Raw genomic sequence first — 19,393 nt, forward strand, 5'->3', positions numbered from 1 at the left:
ATTGAGTTAATGGTGACTATTGACGCAGTCAATGGTTGGTTGTGTCGACTGGAGATCCCTGTGGGAGCGAGCCTGCTCGCGAAAGCGGAGTGTCAATCGACAATGAGGGTGACTGACACAACGCATGAGTGGCAGAGCATTGATAACACGGCGTATTAACTGAAATGCGCGACAACACCCTTATCACTAACCCCAGGCCCCCCTACAGTCAGTCGCACGATTCAGTACCGCGTAGCCAAGGTATCTCTCATGTTTCAGCGCTTTATGAAAACGGCCTGCCTGACAGCACTTGTGGTCGCAAACGCAGCCATGCCGGTCGTCCAGGCACAACCCTTACCGCTGGGTAAAACCGGTGCGTTACACAATGAGGACGTGGAGTGGCGCAGCTTTCCAGCTTTCCCCAAAGAAGTGAAACTGGCTGTCCTGGTCGGCGATCCCGGTAAGCCGGCACCCTATGTGGTCCGCGTCAAAGTGCCGAACGGCACCAAACTGATGCCCCATACGCATCCAGAAGACCGCATCTACACCGTCATGTCCGGTGTTTTCTATATTGGTTTTGGCACCGTTTTCGATCCGGACAAACTGGTCGCCTATGGCCCCGGCAGCGTGGTGATACTCCCGGCCAATACGCCGCACTTCCACTGGGCGAGGTCAGGCGAGTACATCTCGCAAGTCTACGGGACAGGTCCGCTGGGCCTTGAGTATGTGGATAGCCATGATGATCCGCGCAATGCGTTGAAGTAAGAAAAATTTCCAGGATTAACCCGGACCAACTGTGGGAGCGAGCCTGCTCGCGAAGACGGCTTCACATTCAACATCGTTGTTGACTGACCCATTGCTTTCGTCGGAACGCCGCCCGGAGCCGGCTCGCTCCCACAGTCACTGATGAAACCTACGCCCCAACGCACCCAGCCGCGCCGCAATTGGCGGTCAGGCAAGTCAGACAATGACCCTGTGGCGAGGGAGCGAGCTCCATGTCGCCCCGAGCACGGAACGGTGCAACGGGAGCAAGCTCCCTCGCCACAGGGTCATTGGTTGGTATTGGATGGGTGAAGGTGTGTCGGAGAGAACGGGGAGAGCGTAGCTGTTTGCCATCATTGTTGGGGGGCGTGGCGGTGTAAGCGGGAACAATGGCAGAAATAGAGGCAAGTTATGCTGGGTTGGCGGGGGATACGACAGGCTTCATTGCAAAGCCTGTCATATTTCCGAGCTTTTACACCGTATTTGGCGAACCTTTAACGAACAAAAGCCGAGCCGTCCTACTGTTGCTCGGCGGCAGCAACCCAGCGCACTGCGGTGACGATACCCCAGTTACCGTGCTCATTGGGTCTGCGCCAGTGTGCCGAAGGCTGGGCTCTCAAATAAGCCAGTGCTTGTTCAAAGTCAGCTATTTTTCGCTCGTCTCCTTTGCGTCCTACCGTGAATCCACCTTTAGTCCTTAACTTGGGCGAGAAGATGGAGCCATCCTTTGCTTCTGGAACCAAAAGAGACGAAGCGACTACTTTTTTGACTCGATTACCTCGAGTTCTTCCTCGGATGCAGCTGCCATTTCTGCCAGCAATGTTTCTCCAAATCCTAGAACTTCGGCAAAGCGCTTGCGCAGTAAAACGTCCCTCGCGTCCAGGAAGTCCAGGAAGCGCTCGGTCTTGTAAAGCGCTGGTTCTGATGGAATCGAATGCTGATGAATGAATGCCGGGCTGCGGTCTGCCAGCCACACCTCAAACGGTGTGTCAGATTTTTCAATGTTGTCGAGGTAAGGCAACAATTGCAGATTGCTCAACCGGTCTTTGCCCTGAAGGTAAGCGTCTACCTCTGACTCGGAAATACCTTGGCCGAGCAACTTCGATTTCGTCAGGCTGCCTTGCGGGAATATGTGATCGACATGGTATTGCGCGTTCCCCCAGCGGGTGTCCGGATGAAGCAGGGAGATGGCGAAGAAACAGGTCCACTCCTGATGCGTCAGGGACAGCAGATCGTCCAGGCTACGAGGGTCGGTGAAGTCGATTTGGCTTTGTCGGCGCAGGCCGATCAGTAGCGCTTGTTCCGGGAAATCGCTGGAGGTGGCAAGGCTCTCCTGAATGATTTTTCGGGACTGGCTGATGGTGCCGTCGGACGATCCGCCGAACGTGCTCGCCAACAGCGCCTTGACAAGCCAACGGTGCATGGCCCGGACAGCTTCGACGTGCCTGGCTTCGGTCGAATTGAAACGCATGGAGGTTTGGAAGAAGTAATAGGCGATCGGCAATAACGCGTTGGCGCTTGTCAGTGTTTCGCGGTCAATGCCGAAGTCGTTGGTAAGGCGTACGGTCATTTCGAGGGCGGATTTGATCCTGTCCCAGTTCTCACGGATCAGGTCCAGATTTTTCTTGGTGAAATTGGAGACTTTGTAAGCGTTCGGCAAATCCGACAGCACCAGACAGGCCTTCATGACCCAGTCTTTGTCGAAGTTGTTGTTGCGGGCCAGACCCGTATTCAAGTAATCCACAAACCCATAGATTTCTTCCCGTGCGTTGAGATCTCCCCAGGTCGTGGTGATAGTCGACAGCAGCAGGTCTGACTTGCTGAGCTTGGTACCACCTTCGTTGGCACGGACAAAAATATCCAGAACCCGCTCCAGCGAGTGACTGGTTTCGGTGAAAAATGCGATGGATTCATCCACCCAAATGGCGTGGTAGAGCTTTTTCAAATTTCGCTCGATGATCCTGCAATCCGTGCGACTGACGTCTTTTCCCTCCAGGGTTTCCAGTAGTCTTTCGAGATAGACATCGAACTTATCCTTGTCCGCGAACTGCATGATGCTGCTGACAGGAAACCAATGAGCGTTGTCTTGAACCGTTGGTGGCGACGTGAAGAATGACAGGCCGTAGGAGATATCGGATTCGGCGTCCTCATCACTCGCATCTTTCATCAAGTCGAGGTAAAGATTTTGTCGAACCCAAGAGTCAGGGTTTTGCCAGCGCCTTCCCTTCAGCTTGACCTTGTAGCTGCCGCGCAGACCAATCAACAGAGAGGTCAGGCGTTGCTGACCATCGAGCACCAACGTCAGAGGTTGGTCGTTGATCGCCGCCGCTTCGTTGTGGAAATCACCGAATTTGAAATCTTCGACAAATTTATAGATGTCTAGCTTTTCAGCCTGTGACGGCTCTATGTCCCAAAAAAGAAAAGAGCTGATGGGGTAGCCTTTGAGCAAGCTGTCGAACAGGCGAACAATCTGTTCTGGCGTCCATACGTAGGGGCGCTGGATAGCCGGCAAGTAGTAGTCACGGTTCAAGCGGCGGATGACACCCGCAATGGTGCTGGATTTGTATGCCATTTTTCGTCCTTGGAGCGCACAGCAGAGAGGGTAAAGTCGATGTGGAAATCGCTACGGACGTTAGCTCAGGCACCTGAAGGCCGCAACCGAATGAGTTGTCTGCGTGCATAAATAAAATGGGCGCTCAACGACGGGGGGAGGGTCGGATTTACTGGGCCAAATCAGTCCGACCTCTTTCCCGCTCAGGCGCTACTCATCCACACGAACCCCCGATCCCCCCAATTCCCCAGGCACATCCTTCAGCTTCGGCAACCCGTCCCTGATGCGCAGCACTGTCTCCTGATAATGAACGTGAAGCCCCGGCTCGTACGCGAGATCCGGGATGACCGCCGCATACACGTCGATAAGGCACATCCCCGGATGCTCGGTGAAGAGGTGCCCGCCGCAGGTCTTGCACCACTTGCGGTAGCTCTGCGGTGTCTTGTTATAGGTGCCGATGTTGTCAGCGCCCCGGGTCACGCGCACCGCTTCGGGCTTCCACAGCGTGAAGGCATTGACCGGCCCTGCTGACCAATGCCGACACGACTCGCAATGGCAATAGCCCATCGCGGCGGGCTCGCCGCTGACGGTGAACTCGACGGCGCCGCAAAAACAACTGCCCTTGTAAGACCGTTCAGTGTTCATGTAATGACTCCTCGATCAATGCTGACTTCACGCGTCGATGTAGCGCACCGAGGTCGCGGCTGTACGCCGCACCTGCAACTCGAAAATGTCAGGGCGTGCGTAGTGGCCGGTCACGTCGAGCGCTCGCCGTGCTGGCGCCACCAGGGCGACGTCGATGTCCGCATACAAAATGCCGGCCTCCCGGTGCAATGGACCGGCGACGATCCGGCCTTGGGGATTGACCACCACCGAGTCGCCGTCGTTGATCCATTCCTCCGGATCGGGAAACAGTTGAGTCCGCGCCGGGAAGTCGTCGGGGATGTCGTCGCCGCGCAGCGCGGTGCCACTGCCGAGCACCCAACAGCGGCCTTCGAGTGCGATATGCCGCATCGTGCTGATCCAGCCCTCGCCCGTGTCGTACGTGGGGGCGACGTAGATTTCCACCCCTTGGGCATACAGTGCATAGCGGGCCAGCGGCATGTAGTTTTCCCAACAGATGAGCGCACCGAGGCGCCCGACCGGTGTATTGACCGCACGCAACCCGCTGGCATCGCCGAAGCCATGCACCATGCGCTCGGGATTGGTGGGCATGAGCTTGCGGTGCCGGTTGAGCACTTCGCCGTGGGGGCCGATCACGACTACGCTGTTGTAGAGCGTGCCGCCGCCGTTGCGCCGGTCGCATTCATTGATGCCGCACACGATCGTCACGGCGTGAAGCCTGGCGGCCTCGCACAAGGGGCTCAGGTCACCGTGGGTAATATCAACAGCGTTGGCCAGCAACCGCGTATGCAACTGGCCCATGACAGCCCCGTCCTTTCCCGCCGCCAGCCGCCAGATCCACGACGGGTAACCGGGAATGAACGATTCGGGCAACACGATCAGCGAGGCTCCCGCCGCTGAGGCTTCGGCGACCGATTGCACGGCCCGGGCGATCGTCGCGCTGCGATCGAGCAGCACGGGCGGGCGCTGAATGATGGCTACCTTGGTCATGGCGTTCTCCTTGGCTCTTGGCTTCGAAGTCTTGAGCCTGCGCGTGAGGAGGGGACGGGACTAGTTCAGAATCTGAAGCGTTGCAGTCGCGGGGTCCCAGGCAATGGAAGAGAGCTACGGTCAGTTCTGCACGGTCGCACGCGGTGCTGAAGCACTGTGCGAACGCTGGACACCCTTGGTCGTGCGCGAGCTGCTGTGCGGCAGCAAGCGCTTTAACGAACTCCATCGCGGCGTACCCCGGATGTCCACCGGCCTGCTGGCGCAACGGCTGCGCCATCTCGAAGAGATAGGCGTCGTGCATCGCACCGCCGTCGGCAAAGTCTGGGAATACAGCCTGACCGAGGCGGGCGAAGAATTGCGCCCCATCATCATGGCGCTGGGTCATTGGGGCGCTCGCTGGATCGGCAGCCGCCTGCGCGATGACCAACTCGACGCCGGCCTGCTCATGTGGGACGTGCGTCGCTTCGTACACCTTGAGACATTCCCGCCACGACCGGTGGTCATCCAGTTCAAATTCCGCGACGCGCGGCCCGGCGAGCAAGCCTGGTGGCTGGTGGTGGAACAGGGCGTGGCGGACCTATGTCGCGATGACCCCGGACGCGAACTGACCCTGGTCGTGGACTCCAGCGTGCGCGCATTGACCGAAGTGTGGGCGGGCGACCGCACACCGCGGGAGGTGCTGGAGTCAGGGGAGCTGCGGGTGGATGGTGCGGTGAAGGATGCGGAGAGCGTGTGGCGCTGGTTGGGGACGAGTGCGTTTGCGGGGACGCGGAGGGGGGCGGTGGCTCGTCACGCACAACGCCTGTAGGAGCGAGCATGCTCGCGAAAAACCTCCAGGCAACGCGATCACCCAGACAGCCCGCGTTATCGTTGACGTCCATCGCGAGCATGCTCGCTCCTACAATGTGCGGCCCAACGCATTCAATCGAGCACCCACGAAAAAGCCCGGCTGATCAGGCCGGGCTTTTTGGGTGGAGCGGTGTCGCGATTGAGTTAGGCGACAGTGTTGCCTTGCAGGCGGTCGGAACCATCGGCGGCGACGGTGTTGCCTTGCAGACGATCCGAACCATCAGCAGCTACAGCACGTTTTTCGAGGAGGCGATCAGCACCACCTTCAGCAACACGATTCTGGATCAGACGATCCGAACCCCCTTCAGCCACACGGCTTTCGATCAGACGATCCGAGCCGCCTTCAGCGACTACAGGTTGAGTAGAAGTAGCGGCGAAAGCGTTAACTGCGAAAACCGAGAAAGCGATGCTGAGAATGGTTTGGCGTTTCATGATCGTGTGCTCCGCGGTGTTATTGGTTGGTATGGAGCTGATGTTACGCCGCAGAATTTTTAAGAGAACTTCATTGAGTTGATGGTGACTATTGATGCAGTCAATGGATGCAAAAACCGGACGCTTTGTAGCAGCTGGTGAAGCCTGCGTTCGGCGGCGTAGCTGTCGTCAATTCGGCTGACGCGGATCACCTGACGCACCGCAGATTATGAGTTTACGACGGCTGCGCCGCCGAACGCAGGCTTCGCCAGCGGCTACAGGCTATGCGTTATGTCAGTGGCTAATGCACTGTGACGGGCATCAAGTGTTCTTCTGGCCGTTGAAGCGAAAGCGCCAATCAAAAGTCATGAAAAACCTGGCTGATCAGGCCAGGTCCTTCGTGCTAACTGACCTGCCTGCTCTACAGCCTTACCGCAAAAAAACGGAGATCTGCTATTGCATTAGTAATCTACAGTTCACTGATGGCAGGTTGTCATAGGGAGGCCTGATGATGCGAAGTTCACTTGTGCATTCGAGACTTTGTTTTTGTTGTTTAGTGAGTGTTGTAACAATGGGGCTGACCGCTTGCTCCAGCAACGCCCCCCCTAAACAAATCATTCGGCCACCTGAGGATGACAGTGAAACTTCGACTGTGCGTATCACTACCAATTGGAAAGAGCACGCGCTTAGCAAAGTGGGGTGCATGGAGCACGCCAAAACCGTTCTGACACAAGCAAAATATTTTGTTGACGCAGGGGAGCGCTCAATCTTTGGGTTGCGTGAAGGCATGACGTTTTCAATTCGCTGCGACTACGAAGGCGTTGCTTTTTTCGCCGTGGCTTATCGCCACAGACCAAGTGTTGAAACTCAGAATCTGATTATGGACGAGATTATGACTCGGTTTTGAGGAATTCAGACCAGCGGTACAGGGTTTTATTATGTGCCCATCGCGGCTCGAAAGTATTTATGAACGTCAAGGCGTCACAGCGGGAGCAAAAGCCGGGGCGGGCTTACCTAGTGGTCGGGGAAACAACCGGCGCGCTCGGCGCCCGTTTATTTATTCAAACCGACGCCGGCACTAGCCGATTTCCCGGGTCACACCCCCCTACGAGGCGCGCCACAACATTCGCCTGAAATCGGAATTTCTGATGTGGGAAATTTCTCTATGTGTAATAAGGGTTGCTTGGGTGGTTTCTAGTCGCCGTATATTTAGTAAATGTTTTATTGTTGATAGTTGTGCGCTGTCGCAGCATTAATTAAGTGCTTCTTTCACGTGGAACTTAATTAATGCAAGGAATGCTGCATGCAAGAATCAATCGCCTTTCCTCCGGCTTTGAAGTCGTCGAGCGCTCGTTTTTCCGGGTTTACTTCAAGCTTTGACAGTGCTCTGAAATGGGATGGAGCTATTCCGCCGGTTACTTTGACCACCAGTATTGAAAGCGTCGTTAAAGAGCCTGATGCGTATGAAAGATTTCTCGCTATAGGGTATTCGCTACACGATCAGATAAGTAGTGTTTTTTCGAATGGCACAACGGGTGTGCGGAGTGAGGTTGAGGGGCTCATAAGTTCAGCTGCTGATGCCGGATCATTCAATCAGTTGGAGATTGCCTTAAAAAAGAAAGTATTTATTGTCAAACTACTGCAGCGGGTTATATGGAGTAGGGCTTGGAGTGGGGCGGATCAGTTTTTTGGCGTAGACGCATTGTCGTTAGACAGAACGGATTTCGCTTATTGTTTCACTAGTCTGGATACCCTGGAGCACGAGGAAGAACGCTTAGACTTTTATGAAAGTTTTCTGTTAAATCTGACAGCCACCAACTTTAAACGAATCCTCGTCAAGGCTGTTTCCATTTTGGAGGACGCTTCACTCTCCATAGATGCTGAAATCCACTCAGCCTTGGCTAGAGGTGAAACTGCTAACAACTTCAACTTGACCCTTAATCAGTCCGCCGAAGTGGTTACTGTGGCGGGTGCCGTTACGCTTAACAGCACAAACGGTTGGGGCGTCGAGGCGGCAATCCATAGAAGCATTCACTTGTTGGCAGGATTGGGGGAAGCATTGCTCAGTCGAGCAACAGCAATCGGGCTCGGGGCTTTGCTCTATTCCCCCGCTCTGGGTAACGGCGAGCGTTATCCTCAGACGGCTCTTAAACTATCTGGCAGTAAACTCTTGCCCGATGCAACAACTAACCTGAATGAAATCGCCTCTGCCGGAGGCACAATTGATCTTCCCTATAGGATTTATGGTGACCCTGGGCAATACACACTGGTTGCAACGCCGAGTGGAGGGCGTATTTCTCCAGCAGTACCAGTACGAGCGTTGGTATTCGACCTGAACACCAGCAGTTATAGTTTCACGTCACACGGCACACCACCCATTACCCTCGGCTTTCCTGTCATTCACCAAGGGGGCAGCTCAACCACTTCGCCTGCTCGCCCTGCGAATATTCCGAGTTATACAGGTGTTGAACTGACGCCATTGCTTGTGGTGCCCGAAGTTTTGCCGGCTTTTCAGTTGCCTGATTTCAGAGATTGCATTTATTGCTTTCCGATCGAAAGCGGTCTACCGCCTATTTACGTTGTTTTCAATAGTCCTTATGAAGGAGCTACCACGAGAGGTAAGTACAGTGGTCGACCTTACAACACCGCCAAGGCCGGAGGCCCGATGCTAGATTTGAATTGGACAAATGCCACCGTGACGCAAGTGGGTATTGATTTGGTGAAGTTGCATACGGGCCGATTCGAGCCTTCGGATGCCAATGCCATCATGATTGAGCGATTGGAAAAAATTCTACAGGGCAAATTAGTCATCACGGATATCGATAAACGTTTCTATACTCATGAGCTGAGAGAGCTTGAACGTTTCAGAGCGTTAGGTGTGGTAGACGGTGTAAATCCGAAAGATGGTGGTGTTACTTGGAATAATGCTCACACAGCGACACTCGAAGACTATAAACTGAGTGGTGAATTTGAGCTGCTCTATACGGCAGAAGCAATAGCGGCAGATAACAAGCAATCCGAACGAGAAGCCAAACAATTAGTAGGAGGAAAACTATGAGTGTCATAACAACCATAGTGCTCAACGAGAATCCTGAAGAGGTGATTCTATTTCTTACCAAAAATGAATTAGGTATCGATCTTCCTCGGCTTGATGGACTTTACAATCGGGCTAAATGGGCGCATGTGAGTGACAATATGGGGTTATTGCATCTTGTCTGGAAGATGCGTGATGCTGGGTTGGTAGAAATGACGGATACCCGAATTACCAGGGGTGTCAACTGGCGAGAACCAACATTCATGTTAGAGGGGAAATACACCTTTGATTGATGTTACTAGGTGTCTTTCTCTTTAAGGGACGATGGTTAACAAGAAACGGGCGCCTTGGCGCCCGTTTTCATTCACTCCGCCGCCAGCGCCCGCAAACGCCGCCCAATCACATCCATCAAATCACACCCATCCCGCAACGGAATGGCCAGCAGCTTGGAAAAATCCGACAACACCACCGTGTCGCAACCGAGCTCGGCGCGGAAAGCGATGTTCTCCAGCACCTGCGTAACCGTACGAATCCGGTAATCCGCCATGGCTTGCAGGACGTCAAGTGGGGCTTGGGTATCAATGAGCAATGAGGCCGGAATCAAGTCGATTCCCGTAAGAGGCATGTATCGATTCATTTTGAAGATCTCTGTTTGATTGGCTAAAAGCCGTCACTCAGTCGTCGCCAAACGATTGGGTGGCAGCTGTGCGCAGGTTGGCGAACCGGCAACAGAGAAACCGGCAGACCCTGAGGTCTCCCGCGCACAGCCGCCATGACAGCGGCTTTGCGGGTGCGATGATACCTGCAATGAAGCGGATAGCTCTCGCATTCTCTGTGATCAGGTCGCCAAACCTGTATCGCCATTTGGGCGACGGGGGTGACTATAGGTCACACAAGATCAGCGGAGATAGGTGAGGACTTCCGAACTTCATGTAGGACCCATATCGATAAAATCTCGGACCTTTCACCTCACTTCGCTGGAAATTAAACACAGCGCTGAAATGTCCATTGCCCCTTGCTCGTAACTCACCGAAGCTATCCTCAACCCACACGCCAGCAGTCGAGACGGACCTCCACCCCATGCAAACCCCACTCAAACCCCAACCCCCGCTCTGGAAAACCTACCTCCTGTTCCTCGCCCCGATGGTCCTGTCGAACTTCCTGCAATCCATGTCCGGCACCGTCAACAGCATCTACATCGGTCAAATGCTCGGCACCCAGGCATTGGCCGCCGTGTCCGGCATGTTCCCCATCGTGTTCTTCTTCATTGCCCTGGTCATCGGCCTCGGCGCGGGGGCTGGTGTGTTGATCGGTCAGGCCTGGGGGGCGCGGGAGCCGCATCTGGTGAAGGCCATCGCCGGGGCGACGTTGTTGTTGGGGTTGTTGATCGGTTTGGTGGCGGCGGTGGTGGGCAGTGTGTTTGCGCGGTCTTCGCTGGTGGGGTTGGGGACGCCGGGGGATGTACTGGACGATGCGGTTTCGTATGCCCATGTGATGTTGTGGTTCATGCCGTCGCTGTTGGTGTTTGTGTTGTTCACGCAGTTGTTGCGCGGGGTGAGTGACACGCTGTCGCCGTTGTTGGCGTTGGTGGTGTCGACCTGCATTGGCCTTGCGCTGACGCCGGCGTTGATTCGCGGCTGGTTCGGGTTGCCGATGCTGGGGATTCAGAGTGCGGCGTTTGCCGGGTTGGCGGGGAACCTGGCGGCGATGGGCTGGTTGGCGTGGCGCTTGATTCGCAAGGGTCATCCGTTGGCGCCGGACCGGGAGTTTTTTGCGGCGATGAAGCTGGACATGGCGATCCTTGGCAAAGTGCTGCGCATCGGTTTGCCCACCGGGTTGCAGATGGTGGTGTTGTCATTGTCGGAGCTGGTGATTCTGGCGCTGGTGAACCAGCACGGTTCCCAGGCGACGGCGGCGTATGGGGCGGTGACGCAGATCGTCAATTACGTGCAGTTTCCGGCGCTGTCGATTGCGATCACCGCATCGATCCTAGGGGCGCAGGCGATCGGGGCAGGGCGCATCGAGCGCATCGGGCCGATTTTGCGCACGGGGATGCTGATCAATGTGTGCCTGACCGGTGGACTGGTGGTGTTGGGGTACTTGCTGTCGCACTGGTTGCTGGGCTCGTTCCTCACCGAGGAGGCGACGCGCAGCATGGCCGAGCACCTGTTGCACATCATGCTCTGGAGTCTGTTGGTGTTTGGCTTCCAGGCGATCATCGGCGGCATCATGCGGGCCAGTGGCACGGTGATGGTGCCGGTGGCGATTTCCATTGTGTGCGTGGTGGGTGTGCAGTTGCCGGTGGCGTACCTGCTGGATGCGCGGTTCGGGCTGCAAGGGGTGTGGATGGCGTTTCCGGTGGCGTATCTGGGGATGCTGGCGTTGCAGACGCTGTATTACAAGATGGTGTGGCAGCATCAGAAGATTGAGCGGTTGGTGTAGGGAAGGAGGCATCGAGAGAGCGGCTTGTCAGTCGAATTTTCTGCTGAATTCACTGCCGTCTTCGCGGGCAAGCCCGCTCCCACAGGGATGGGTGGTGAAGTTGAAAGTCAGGCATGACTGGACTTGCTGCCGGCCACCGTCGCGCCGAGAATTCATGGATGGGGGAATTGATATCCGACAGGCGTGACCGCCTGAGGAGGTTTTCAAATGGGCCCCATCCTGCAAGACCGCGCCGCCGCCGGGCGCCGCCTGGTGGAGCCGCTGCTCCCTTACGCCCATCGTGCCGATGTCATTGTCCTGGCTTTGCCCCGTGGCGGGGTGCCGGTGGCTTATGAAGTGGCCACCGCCCTTGAGGTTCGCCTGGACCTGATGCTGGTGCGCAAGCTCGGGGTGCCGTCGCATCAGGAGTTCGCCATGGGGGCGATCGCCAGTGGCGGCATTCAGGTTCTCAATGAACAGGCGTTGCGGGCGCACCCGATCGACAAGGCTGCGTTCGATGCCGTGGTGGCCCGGGAAACCCTAGAGCTACAGCGCCGCGAACAGGTCTATCGCGGCAACCGCCCGCCGCTGCAACTCAAGGACCAGGTGGTGATCCTGATCGACGACGGCCTGGCCACCGGTGCTTCGATGATGGCGGCGATCCACGCGGCTAGGGTGCACGCGCCGTCGCGCATCGTGGTCGCGGTACCGGTGGCACCGATGGAAACCGTCGAGGCGTTGCGCCGTGAAGTAGATGAAGTGATCTGCCCGCTGATTCCCGACTGGATGATGTCGATCGGTTATTGGTACATGGACTTCACCCAGACATCGGATAGGGAAGTCATGGATCTGTTGCAGCGGGCGTGGCGGCGAGAGACTGGCGGCAGTGAGTGATGAATGTGATGGCGTCGGCTGTTCAAGGTGGAATAAACAGCCTTTGTTTGCTTTAGTCCTCCCTGTTGCTGGCTTGCGTGTGTTTAACACTTCAACCCGATGAGGGCGCCCCGGCCCGGAGTGTTCCATGAGTTCACGATTCCCGCGTTTCACTGCATGGGTCGCCATCGTTGCATTCGGTGTGTTACCCGGCGCCGAAGCCGCCGAATACGCCGACGTGAATCCCACGGCCAGCACCATCAGTTTTACCTACAACCAGATGGGGTCGAGGGTCTATGGCACTTTCCGCAAGTTCGAGGGCGTGCTCGATTTCGATACCCGCTACCCGGAGGCAGCCCACGCCAAATTGACGATCGACCTCGACAGCATCGATGCCGGCAGCGAGGACGCCAATGCCGAACTGCAAAAGCCTGCATGGTTCGACACCGCCAGTTATCCGGTGGCGACTTTCGAGTCGACCCGATTCAAGGACCTCGGCAATAACCGCTACCAGATCACTGGCAACCTCACGCTCAGGGGAATGACCCGGGAAGTGGCCGTGCCGGTCATGCTCAAGTCTGAGCGCGCGATCGGCATATTCGACGGTGAACTGGTGCTGGAGCGCAGTGACTTCAAGATCGGCGACGGTGAATGGGCCGATAGCGTTGTGTCCAACGAGATCAATATCCGGTTTCGGGTGGTTGCTCCGGAGCAGTGACGTTCGACGGAGAGACGTTTGGCATGTCTCAAGTACTGGCCAGTGTAAGTTCGTTAATTGAAGTGATGAGTTTTATATCTCGCTCTAAGTGTGATTAACGTTAGTAATTCTTTAATAACGGCCGTTGAGTGAGCCTTTGAATAGCATTGTTGGCTTGAATCGTTATTTCGAAATTGCCTGAAGTTTAAGCAGCGCTCATCGGTCGGCTGGATACTTGAATCTATAGTTAATGGTATTTGCTTGAGTGGCGCGAAGTGTGCGCTGGCAACAGGCTTTTTGCGCAGGCAATTCAGAGGGTGGCCAACATGAGTCGAATAGGGAAAGTGTTACTCAAGTTTAACAGTCGATACGATACGAATGAAAAGAAACCACTACGCGACGGATTATCTGCGGTGTTGCAGATCGATCAGACGCTCTGGCTTGCCAATGATGAAACACTCAGTCTGGAGAGCCTTGTCTTGAAGGGCCAGGCAGCTGATGGCGGGTATGTTTATGAAGATCACCAACAGTTTTCGCTGCACGAATTACTGGATCTGGCAGCTCCCCCCAAATCCCCGCAAAAGTTCGAAGAAGCTGACATAGAGGGGCTCGCCTACGATGACAAGGGCGACTATCTCTGGTTGATCACGTCCCATAGCCTCAAGCGCAAGCAACCTGAACTCAACAAAGACAAGGGCGAGAACATCGAGCGCCTGAGCGATGTGAGTAACGACGGTAACCGCTATCTGTTAGCCCGTATTCCCGTGGTGAAAGAAGACGGCACGCTCAAGCTTGTGCGCCAAACCCCGGGCTCGCAGAGAACAGCTGCACAGCTGCGTGGCGGGCAATCGTGGAGCGCGCTGACCAAAGTGCTTAAGCGTGATGAGCATCTGGGCGATTTTTTTGCCATTCCCGGCAAGGACAACGGGTTTGATATCGAAGGACTGGCGTTGACCGGCAAGCGTCTTTTCATTGGCTTGCGTGGGCCGGTATTAAGAGGGTGGGCAGTCATTCTTGAAATCCAGCCACAAGAGGACGAGGACGATCCCCACACGCTGAAGCTGACGAAATTCGGTGAGGACTGTCGGCTGTACCGCAAACACTTTCTGCAACTGGATGGCCTGGGTATTCGCGATTTGTGTATGGAGGGAGATGATCTGTTGATTCTCGCCGGACCCACCATGGACCTCGATGGTCCGGTGACCGTCAGTCGTTGGGTAAATGCTGTGCAGACGAAAGGAGATAGCGTGGTCTTCAGGGAGGGGCTTTCGAAGGTTCTGGATGTTCCCTTTGGTAAAAGAGGCGACCATGCCGAAGGCATGACGCTTTTCTCGTCAGGCGATGGCGCCGAACCCCAACTGCTGTTGGTGTATGACACTCCGCTCGGACGTGGAGAGGCCGGCAGTGTGGTGGCGGATCTTTTCGATCGCTAGGAACCGTTCGCAGGTCGCTCAGAACCCTTGATGGCGAGGATCGTTCAGTGGTTTTCGGGACATTCTGCGTATCCGGGTTGCGCTGAATCGAACAACGCCCGGTCCACATTGCATGGACCGGGCGTCAATCGACTTACCTCATTTCACGGATATCGGCGCGGTCACCGTTTTGCCGAAGGTCGAGGTGATGGTGACGGTCGGGTTAGGCGCCGGGCCGGCGCCGGTGGTGGTGATCGACACTCTCCAACGGGCGCCGGTGCCGATCGGCGTGAGGATCGCGTTACCCAGGCTGAGCGGTCCGGCAGTGGTCGCCGCGGTGACCGCCAGCGTGTTGCCGGTGCCCCGTGACGTGGTGCCGGACAGGTCCCAGGTGTAGCGGTTGTTACTGCGCACCGTGACGGAACCAGTCGTCATCACCAGGTCTTCGTTGACCACCGGCGCTGGCGTCACTGCCACGGAGACGTTCGCCGGTTCCGAAACGGCATCCTTGGCGTCGCTGGCCTGGTAGGTGAAGAGCGCGGTGAACGGACCAGGGGCGCTGGCCGGTGGCGTGTAGATCACACGCACGCCGTCGGTGGTCACCGTGCCCTTACCGGAATCCGGTTGACTGAGACCCACCACTTTGAGCGGCAGGTTACCGTCCGGATCAGTGTCGTTGGCCAGCACGTTGATGGTCACCGGCTGCCCGTTGGCGCTGGAGGCGCTGTCCGGGTTGGCCACGGGTTTTTTGTTCTCGCCTTCGTTGTCGTCATCGTCACCACCGGTGCGGAAGGTAGGCAGCGCAGCCGAGGCGACATAGGTGACGCCATCCCAGCCGGGCAGGGGCGTTGGCATCAACTGGAACTGACCGGGATGCTCGATATCCCAACGCAACAGCATCGACGTGTCCTCGTGCTGGGTGTTGTGACAGTGCTCCATGTAGGTCCCGGCGAATTCGCGGAAGCGGATCGCTACTTCCACATCCACCGAACTGTCGATGCCTTCACCGATGCGATACACGTCCTTGCGCGCGCCTTTTTCCCATTCCGGTGGCGCCTTGCCGTCGCGACTGAGGATGACGCCTTCTTCGAAGTGCACGTGCACCGGGTGGTTCCAGCCGTTGCCGCCGTTCTTGATTTTCCACACTTCCAGCGTACCGGCGCCGGCGTAGCCGCCATCGGTCGGGCCGTTGGCCAGTTGCGGGGCCGCACTGAGCCGGCGAGGGTCCATGTCGTAACCGAAACCGCCGTCGGTCTTGATGGTCCATGGGGCTTCGTCGGTGCCGTCGGAACGGCCGAAGATGAACTCGCGATGCCGCGCGACCTTGAGCTTGGCCTGGTCGACAGGGCTGTCGCGGTCAATGGTCAGCGGAATCATGAGCTTGCCCGCCGCCTTGCCCGGTTTGGCTGGCTCATAATCGGCCGGGTTCATGCTCACATCCGTGCCGCTGTAAGGCTGCACCACCATTTGCAAGAACTTGCCCACCACGGGGTCGCCATTGTCCCACTCAGGCCCTTTGCTGCCTTGCTTGATCACTGCCTTGTACTTCTCGGACAGCACGTCGGCCAGGCTCAGCGGGTCATCTTCCGGACCCTTGCCGGTCTGGTGTTCCATCAGGTTGACGAAGTACAGCTTGTCGCCGACGCTGATCCCGTTTTTCGCGAAGTTGACGATGATGTCGAAGCGTTCGGCGATGCCCTGGGTCGGCAGGATGGCGTTGTGGTTTTGCTTATCACCGTCACCGTCCAGGTCCATGCTGCCGTCGAACGGTACGGCGTGTTCCATGAGGTTGCCGTCGTTGGCGATCATGTGGAAGGGCACGCGGGCGTAGGACACGTTGGAACCCGCCGGTCCCGGGAACTCGCCACCGTTGCCGGCAATTTCACGCACCAGGGCAATCCTGAAGTAGCGCGACACCGAGCCGTTGAGGATGCGGAAGCGATAACTGCGCGCGCGCACTTTCAGGCGTGGCTGGTACTGCCAGTTGACCAGGATCTGATCGCCGAGAAAGCCGTCGGTGTTGAACGGGTTGAACCACAGCTGACCGTTCTGATCCCAGGCCTTGTCAGCCACCATCAGGTTGACGTCGTAGTCACGGTTACCCCAGGGCAACGCGGAACCGCTCGGCAGGCGCAGGTTCACGCCGTCCTCCAGGGCCTCGTTACCGCGATCCAGGGCGCTGTAGTAGTTCATCATCACCGCGTTGCCCTTGTAGACGTTCTGGGCGGTGAAATCGAGCATGTGGTCGTGGAACCAGTGGGTGCTCATGGTTTCGCGCCAGTCGCCACGGATCTTGATCGTGCCGTTGTTGCAGGTCTTCAGGCCGGGCGAGAGGTCGTTGACGAAGAGGGTTTCGCCAGGTGCGCAAGGGAACGCCGCGCGTGGGTCTTCGGCCTTGGTGTTGATGGTGTCGTAACCGGCCAGCTGCATCGGCCAGCGATAGTCGTAGTACTGGCCCGGAAAGAAAAACGCATTGGTGTAGCCGTCGCTTTCCGCCGGGGAGTGGCCGTTGTGTTCGTGGGTACTGATGGTGTGCAGGCCAAAACCCATGTTGGCGGCCGGGTCGATGGGCAGGGCGTTGTAATGACGCATCAGCACCGGTTGGCCATAGCGGACCATCAGCAGTTTCGCTGGAAAGGTGCCGTCAAAGGTCCAGAGTGCGTTGTGGTTCTGAATCGGCATGTTGGGGTGGAAACGGGTGTCGATGCCTTTGGTCGTACCCGTCGTGGTCGGGATGTCCGAGGTCTGGTAGTAGAGCCCGCCAGGCCCGAATTCACCGACGGCATAGTTGTGCAGCTGCCTGCGGTCGCGCATGCCGCCGTTGAGCTTGGCGCCCGCTTGCACGGTTTTGAAGGCGACCTGCGGGTAAAACTCGTTCCAGCGCTGATGGGACCAGCCCTTTCCTGGTGGACGGCCTTCGGCCGGCGAACCCACGGGCTGGCGGTTGAGGAACGCTTCGATTTGCGCCTTCCAGGGGTTGCGGTCCAGCACGTTGGAGTACTGCGATGGAAACGGGTACAACCCTGGCTGTTTCATGAAGGCTTCCAGCGCGGTGCTGGAAGGGCCGCTGCGGGCGACGAAATTCGGGTCTTGCGCCGGTGCCGGGCCGACGGTCGGAACGGGGAACGTCAACGGCGGCGGGGGGAGCGTTGGGTCGAGTTTTTCCGTGCCGAATTCTTCGAACAGCAACAGTTGCTGGGTAAAGGGTTGGGCGCCGAACAGCGGGCTGGGTTTGCCATTGGTGGGGATCTTGAACGAGGTCTGCAGGCTGGGCGGCAGCACGTTGTCGGCACGTGGCGTGTTGCGGTCGCCATACACGCCGTTGGGTAAGGCGATCGCACCCTGGTTGGCCTCGGGCATGGTTTTTATGGCATCCAGCGCCGCCGCCGCGGCGACCGGGTCGGCGGGTGGATTGGTGTAGGCCGAAGGGTCTGTCGGCGGCGGCTGGCTGACATCGTCGAGGGGCGCCGCGCTGGCCGAATTCAGGCTGGCGGTGATCAGCAGTACAGAGGCCATACTCGGCCTCCGTAAGAAGCTAAGTGAACGGAATGGCGGTACGGTTTTCATGTGATTTCCCCTCGAGCCTGCCAAATTGGCGAAACCCGCATCCCCGATGTGGGGACTACTGCTGTTGCGGTATCAGGGGGCGTGCAACTGTTGGGCCACTACGGGGAGGGGCTTATAAGGATCTGATTAATCAGCAAGTTGTTTCTGAGTGTTTCATCGGCGATTCAGTAAGCGGTGGGGGATATTCCTCAGTTGCGGGGAAATTGCTTTTTTTCATTGGGTTAGTTTCACCATTGATGGGTGTTCTTTCCAAAAATTTGTAAGCGTTAAAGTAAATGAGAGGCGTTAATACATTGATTTGTATCGAGCCTTTTCCGAAGAGACAAACCGGTCATCGAGCGCGAGTCGCCCGGCCATCCGCGTTATGATAGGCGGCCACCGCCCCCCGGAGTCTGCCCCTGCAATGCCCCAGATCACCCATTTCAAAACCCCGTGCCCCGAGCACATCAACAGCCATATCCTGCAGATGGTGGTCGACAACCTGACCGACATCAGCATGGTCGCCATCGCGCCGAGCAACCTGCTGTACAACGTTTACCAGTACGCGATCGGCTATGAAGTGCATCTGTACCTGGAGGCGTTGAACGGAGCGAAAGGGATCGATGTGGAACTGATCGTCGCCACCGACCTGGATGACCCGGAGCAGGTCACCGGGTTCCTGTTGTACCTGCCGATCAAGGAGGATCCTGACGCCTGCGGCGTGGCGTACATGGCGGTGCACGCCAACCATCGGCGCCAGGGCATTGCGCGGCGGATGCTGCGCGAGATGGTTGCCCGCTACCCCCATGCCGAGTTGACGTGCGCGGTGGCCAAGGTGCCGTATTTCGAGTCGATGGGTTTTCAAGTGGTGGGTGCGCGCGCGACCCAGGTGTTGATGAACACCCGCGACCACGGCAGCGATGGCTTGATGGCGCTGCTGGATGTGGCGTCGATCTACAGTTCGCTGGAGGTGCGGCAGATCCACACGTATCTGCTGCAAAAACACGGTAAACGGGCCATGCAGGATGCGGAAAAGCAGCGTGATCGGCATCTGGACCAACTGACGCGCAAGGCCCATGAGTTTGTGCGCGAGCGGTTGGGGGATGATGCGGTGCCGGTGGGTGGGCCTCGGTTGCGGTTGGTCTGATCACAGTTTTAAGCCGTACATAGATCCAATGTGGGAGCGAGCCTGCTCGCGAAAGCGGAGTGTCATATGACACATGTATTGCCTGACACTCCGCCTT

At 57.1% G+C, this 19,393-nt stretch carries 15 protein-coding genes and 1 pseudogene; 10 read left to right on the forward strand and 6 right to left on the reverse strand.

The genetic code is table 11. The annotated features are described in order from the left end of the window. Positions 1-249: 249 nt before the first annotated feature. Positions 250-744, forward strand: a complete 495-nt coding sequence (locus HNQ83_RS29420) for a cupin domain-containing protein (RefSeq protein WP_175392349.1) — start codon at positions 250-252, stop codon at positions 742-744. Positions 745-1,498: 754 nt separating this feature from the next. On the opposite strand, the gene HNQ83_RS29425 is transcribed toward HNQ83_RS29420, so the two are convergent. From HNQ83_RS29425 to HNQ83_RS29435, 3 genes are all read right to left on the reverse strand, one after another. After that, positions 1,499-3,313 (reverse strand): DUF262 domain-containing protein, encoded by a 1,815-nt coding sequence (locus HNQ83_RS29425; RefSeq protein ID WP_175392350.1) that lies wholly within the window; start codon positions 3,311-3,313, stop codon positions 1,499-1,501. A 189-nt stretch (positions 3,314-3,502) separates the two neighbouring features. Continuing rightward, a complete protein-coding gene (locus HNQ83_RS29430) occupies positions 3,503-3,937 on the reverse strand; it encodes a GFA family protein (protein ID WP_175392351.1) in 435 nt (144 codons plus the stop codon). A gap of 27 nt (positions 3,938-3,964) precedes the next feature. Further along, positions 3,965-4,906, reverse strand: a complete 942-nt coding sequence (locus tag HNQ83_RS29435) for a carbon-nitrogen hydrolase family protein (RefSeq protein WP_175392352.1) — start codon at positions 4,904-4,906, stop codon at positions 3,965-3,967. Positions 4,907-5,009: 103 nt separating this feature from the next. Here HNQ83_RS29435 and HNQ83_RS29440 point away from each other — a divergent pair, with 103 nt between their 5' ends. Then, complete coding sequence (locus tag HNQ83_RS29440; RefSeq protein WP_175392353.1) at positions 5,010-5,714, forward strand: helix-turn-helix domain-containing protein; 705 nt, start codon at positions 5,010-5,012, stop codon at positions 5,712-5,714. 188 nt (positions 5,715-5,902) lie between these two features. Here HNQ83_RS29440 and HNQ83_RS29445 read toward each other — a convergent pair. Next, positions 5,903-6,187, reverse strand: a pseudogene (locus HNQ83_RS29445) (hypothetical protein); the annotation flags it as partial. A 682-nt stretch (positions 6,188-6,869) separates the two neighbouring features. Between HNQ83_RS29445 and HNQ83_RS29450 the strand changes: the two are divergent. From HNQ83_RS29450 to HNQ83_RS29460, 3 genes are all read left to right on the forward strand, one after another. After that, positions 6,870-7,073: a hypothetical protein gene (locus HNQ83_RS29450; RefSeq protein WP_175392355.1), complete on the forward strand. Its 204-nt coding sequence runs from the start codon at positions 6,870-6,872 to the stop codon at positions 7,071-7,073. 396 nt (positions 7,074-7,469) lie between these two features. Next, complete coding sequence (locus HNQ83_RS29455; RefSeq protein WP_175392356.1) at positions 7,470-9,224, forward strand: S-type pyocin domain-containing protein; 1,755 nt, start codon at positions 7,470-7,472, stop codon at positions 9,222-9,224. Further along, complete coding sequence (locus HNQ83_RS29460; protein WP_175392357.1) at positions 9,221-9,493, forward strand: hypothetical protein; 273 nt, start codon at positions 9,221-9,223, stop codon at positions 9,491-9,493. The genes HNQ83_RS29455 and HNQ83_RS29460 overlap by 4 nt, the downstream gene beginning before the upstream one ends. A gap of 71 nt (positions 9,494-9,564) precedes the next feature. Here the strand turns inward: HNQ83_RS29460 and HNQ83_RS29465 are convergent, their stop codons facing one another. Beyond that, positions 9,565-9,837: a hypothetical protein gene (locus tag HNQ83_RS29465; RefSeq protein WP_175392358.1), complete on the reverse strand. Its 273-nt coding sequence runs from the start codon at positions 9,835-9,837 to the stop codon at positions 9,565-9,567. A 443-nt stretch (positions 9,838-10,280) separates the two neighbouring features. Here HNQ83_RS29465 and HNQ83_RS29470 point away from each other — a divergent pair, with 443 nt between their 5' ends. The 4 genes from HNQ83_RS29470 to HNQ83_RS29485 all read left to right on the forward strand — a co-directional run bounded on the left by HNQ83_RS29470 (position 10,281) and on the right by HNQ83_RS29485 (position 14,624). Next, a complete protein-coding gene (locus tag HNQ83_RS29470; protein ID WP_175392359.1) occupies positions 10,281-11,642 on the forward strand; it encodes an MATE family efflux transporter in 1,362 nt (453 codons plus the stop codon). A gap of 207 nt (positions 11,643-11,849) precedes the next feature. Then, on the forward strand, positions 11,850-12,515 hold the full coding sequence (locus HNQ83_RS29475) for a phosphoribosyltransferase (protein ID WP_175392360.1): 666 nt from the start codon (positions 11,850-11,852) through the stop codon (positions 12,513-12,515). 127 nt (positions 12,516-12,642) lie between these two features. Next, positions 12,643-13,212 carry a YceI family protein gene (locus HNQ83_RS29480; protein WP_175392361.1) on the forward strand — a complete coding sequence of 190 codons (570 nt, stop codon included), beginning with the start codon at positions 12,643-12,645 and terminating at the stop codon, positions 13,210-13,212. A gap of 392 nt (positions 13,213-13,604) precedes the next feature. After that, entirely contained in the window at positions 13,605-14,624 is a 1,020-nt protein-coding gene (locus tag HNQ83_RS29485; protein WP_372241940.1) for a DUF3616 domain-containing protein, read from the forward strand. A 138-nt stretch (positions 14,625-14,762) separates the two neighbouring features. Here the strand turns inward: HNQ83_RS29485 and HNQ83_RS29490 are convergent, their stop codons facing one another. Next, positions 14,763-18,170 carry an Ig-like domain-containing protein gene (locus HNQ83_RS29490; RefSeq protein ID WP_175392363.1) on the reverse strand — a complete coding sequence of 1,136 codons (3,408 nt, stop codon included), beginning with the start codon at positions 18,168-18,170 and terminating at the stop codon, positions 14,763-14,765. 403 nt (positions 18,171-18,573) lie between these two features. On the opposite strand from HNQ83_RS29490, the gene HNQ83_RS29495 reads away from it, so the two are divergent. Beyond that, positions 18,574-19,296, forward strand: coding sequence for a GNAT family N-acetyltransferase (locus HNQ83_RS29495; protein WP_175392364.1), 723 nt, complete (start codon positions 18,574-18,576; stop codon positions 19,294-19,296). Positions 19,297-19,393 lie beyond the last annotated feature (97 nt).

The sequence above is a fragment of the Pseudomonas sp. C2B4 genome (genome assembly GCF_013359695.1).
Lineage (GTDB): Bacteria > Pseudomonadota > Gammaproteobacteria > Pseudomonadales > Pseudomonadaceae > Aquipseudomonas.

What these genes read in the sequence shown, in the direction of transcription:
- HNQ83_RS29420 (WP_175392349.1), top strand. Translation starts at nt 250, where the DNA reads ATGTTTCAGCGCTTTATGAAAACGGCCTGCCTGACAGCACTTGTGGTC.
- HNQ83_RS29425 (WP_175392350.1), bottom strand. Translation starts at nt 3,313, where the DNA reads ATGGCATACAAATCCAGCACCATTGCGGGTGTCATCCGCCGCTTGAAC.
- HNQ83_RS29430 (WP_175392351.1), bottom strand. Translation starts at nt 3,937, where the DNA reads ATGAACACTGAACGGTCTTACAAGGGCAGTTGTTTTTGCGGCGCCGTC.
- HNQ83_RS29435 (WP_175392352.1), bottom strand. Translation starts at nt 4,906, where the DNA reads ATGACCAAGGTAGCCATCATTCAGCGCCCGCCCGTGCTGCTCGATCGC.
- HNQ83_RS29440 (WP_175392353.1), top strand. Translation starts at nt 5,010, where the DNA reads ATGGAAGAGAGCTACGGTCAGTTCTGCACGGTCGCACGCGGTGCTGAA.
- HNQ83_RS29450 (WP_175392355.1), top strand. Translation starts at nt 6,870, where the DNA reads ATGGAGCACGCCAAAACCGTTCTGACACAAGCAAAATATTTTGTTGAC.
- HNQ83_RS29455 (WP_175392356.1), top strand. Translation starts at nt 7,470, where the DNA reads ATGCAAGAATCAATCGCCTTTCCTCCGGCTTTGAAGTCGTCGAGCGCT.
- HNQ83_RS29460 (WP_175392357.1), top strand. Translation starts at nt 9,221, where the DNA reads ATGAGTGTCATAACAACCATAGTGCTCAACGAGAATCCTGAAGAGGTG.
- HNQ83_RS29465 (WP_175392358.1), bottom strand. Translation starts at nt 9,837, where the DNA reads ATGAATCGATACATGCCTCTTACGGGAATCGACTTGATTCCGGCCTCA.
- HNQ83_RS29470 (WP_175392359.1), top strand. Translation starts at nt 10,281, where the DNA reads ATGCAAACCCCACTCAAACCCCAACCCCCGCTCTGGAAAACCTACCTC.
- HNQ83_RS29475 (WP_175392360.1), top strand. Translation starts at nt 11,850, where the DNA reads ATGGGCCCCATCCTGCAAGACCGCGCCGCCGCCGGGCGCCGCCTGGTG.
- HNQ83_RS29480 (WP_175392361.1), top strand. Translation starts at nt 12,643, where the DNA reads ATGAGTTCACGATTCCCGCGTTTCACTGCATGGGTCGCCATCGTTGCA.
- HNQ83_RS29490 (WP_175392363.1), bottom strand. Translation starts at nt 18,170, where the DNA reads ATGAAAACCGTACCGCCATTCCGTTCACTTAGCTTCTTACGGAGGCCG.
- HNQ83_RS29495 (WP_175392364.1), top strand. Translation starts at nt 18,574, where the DNA reads ATGCCCCAGATCACCCATTTCAAAACCCCGTGCCCCGAGCACATCAAC.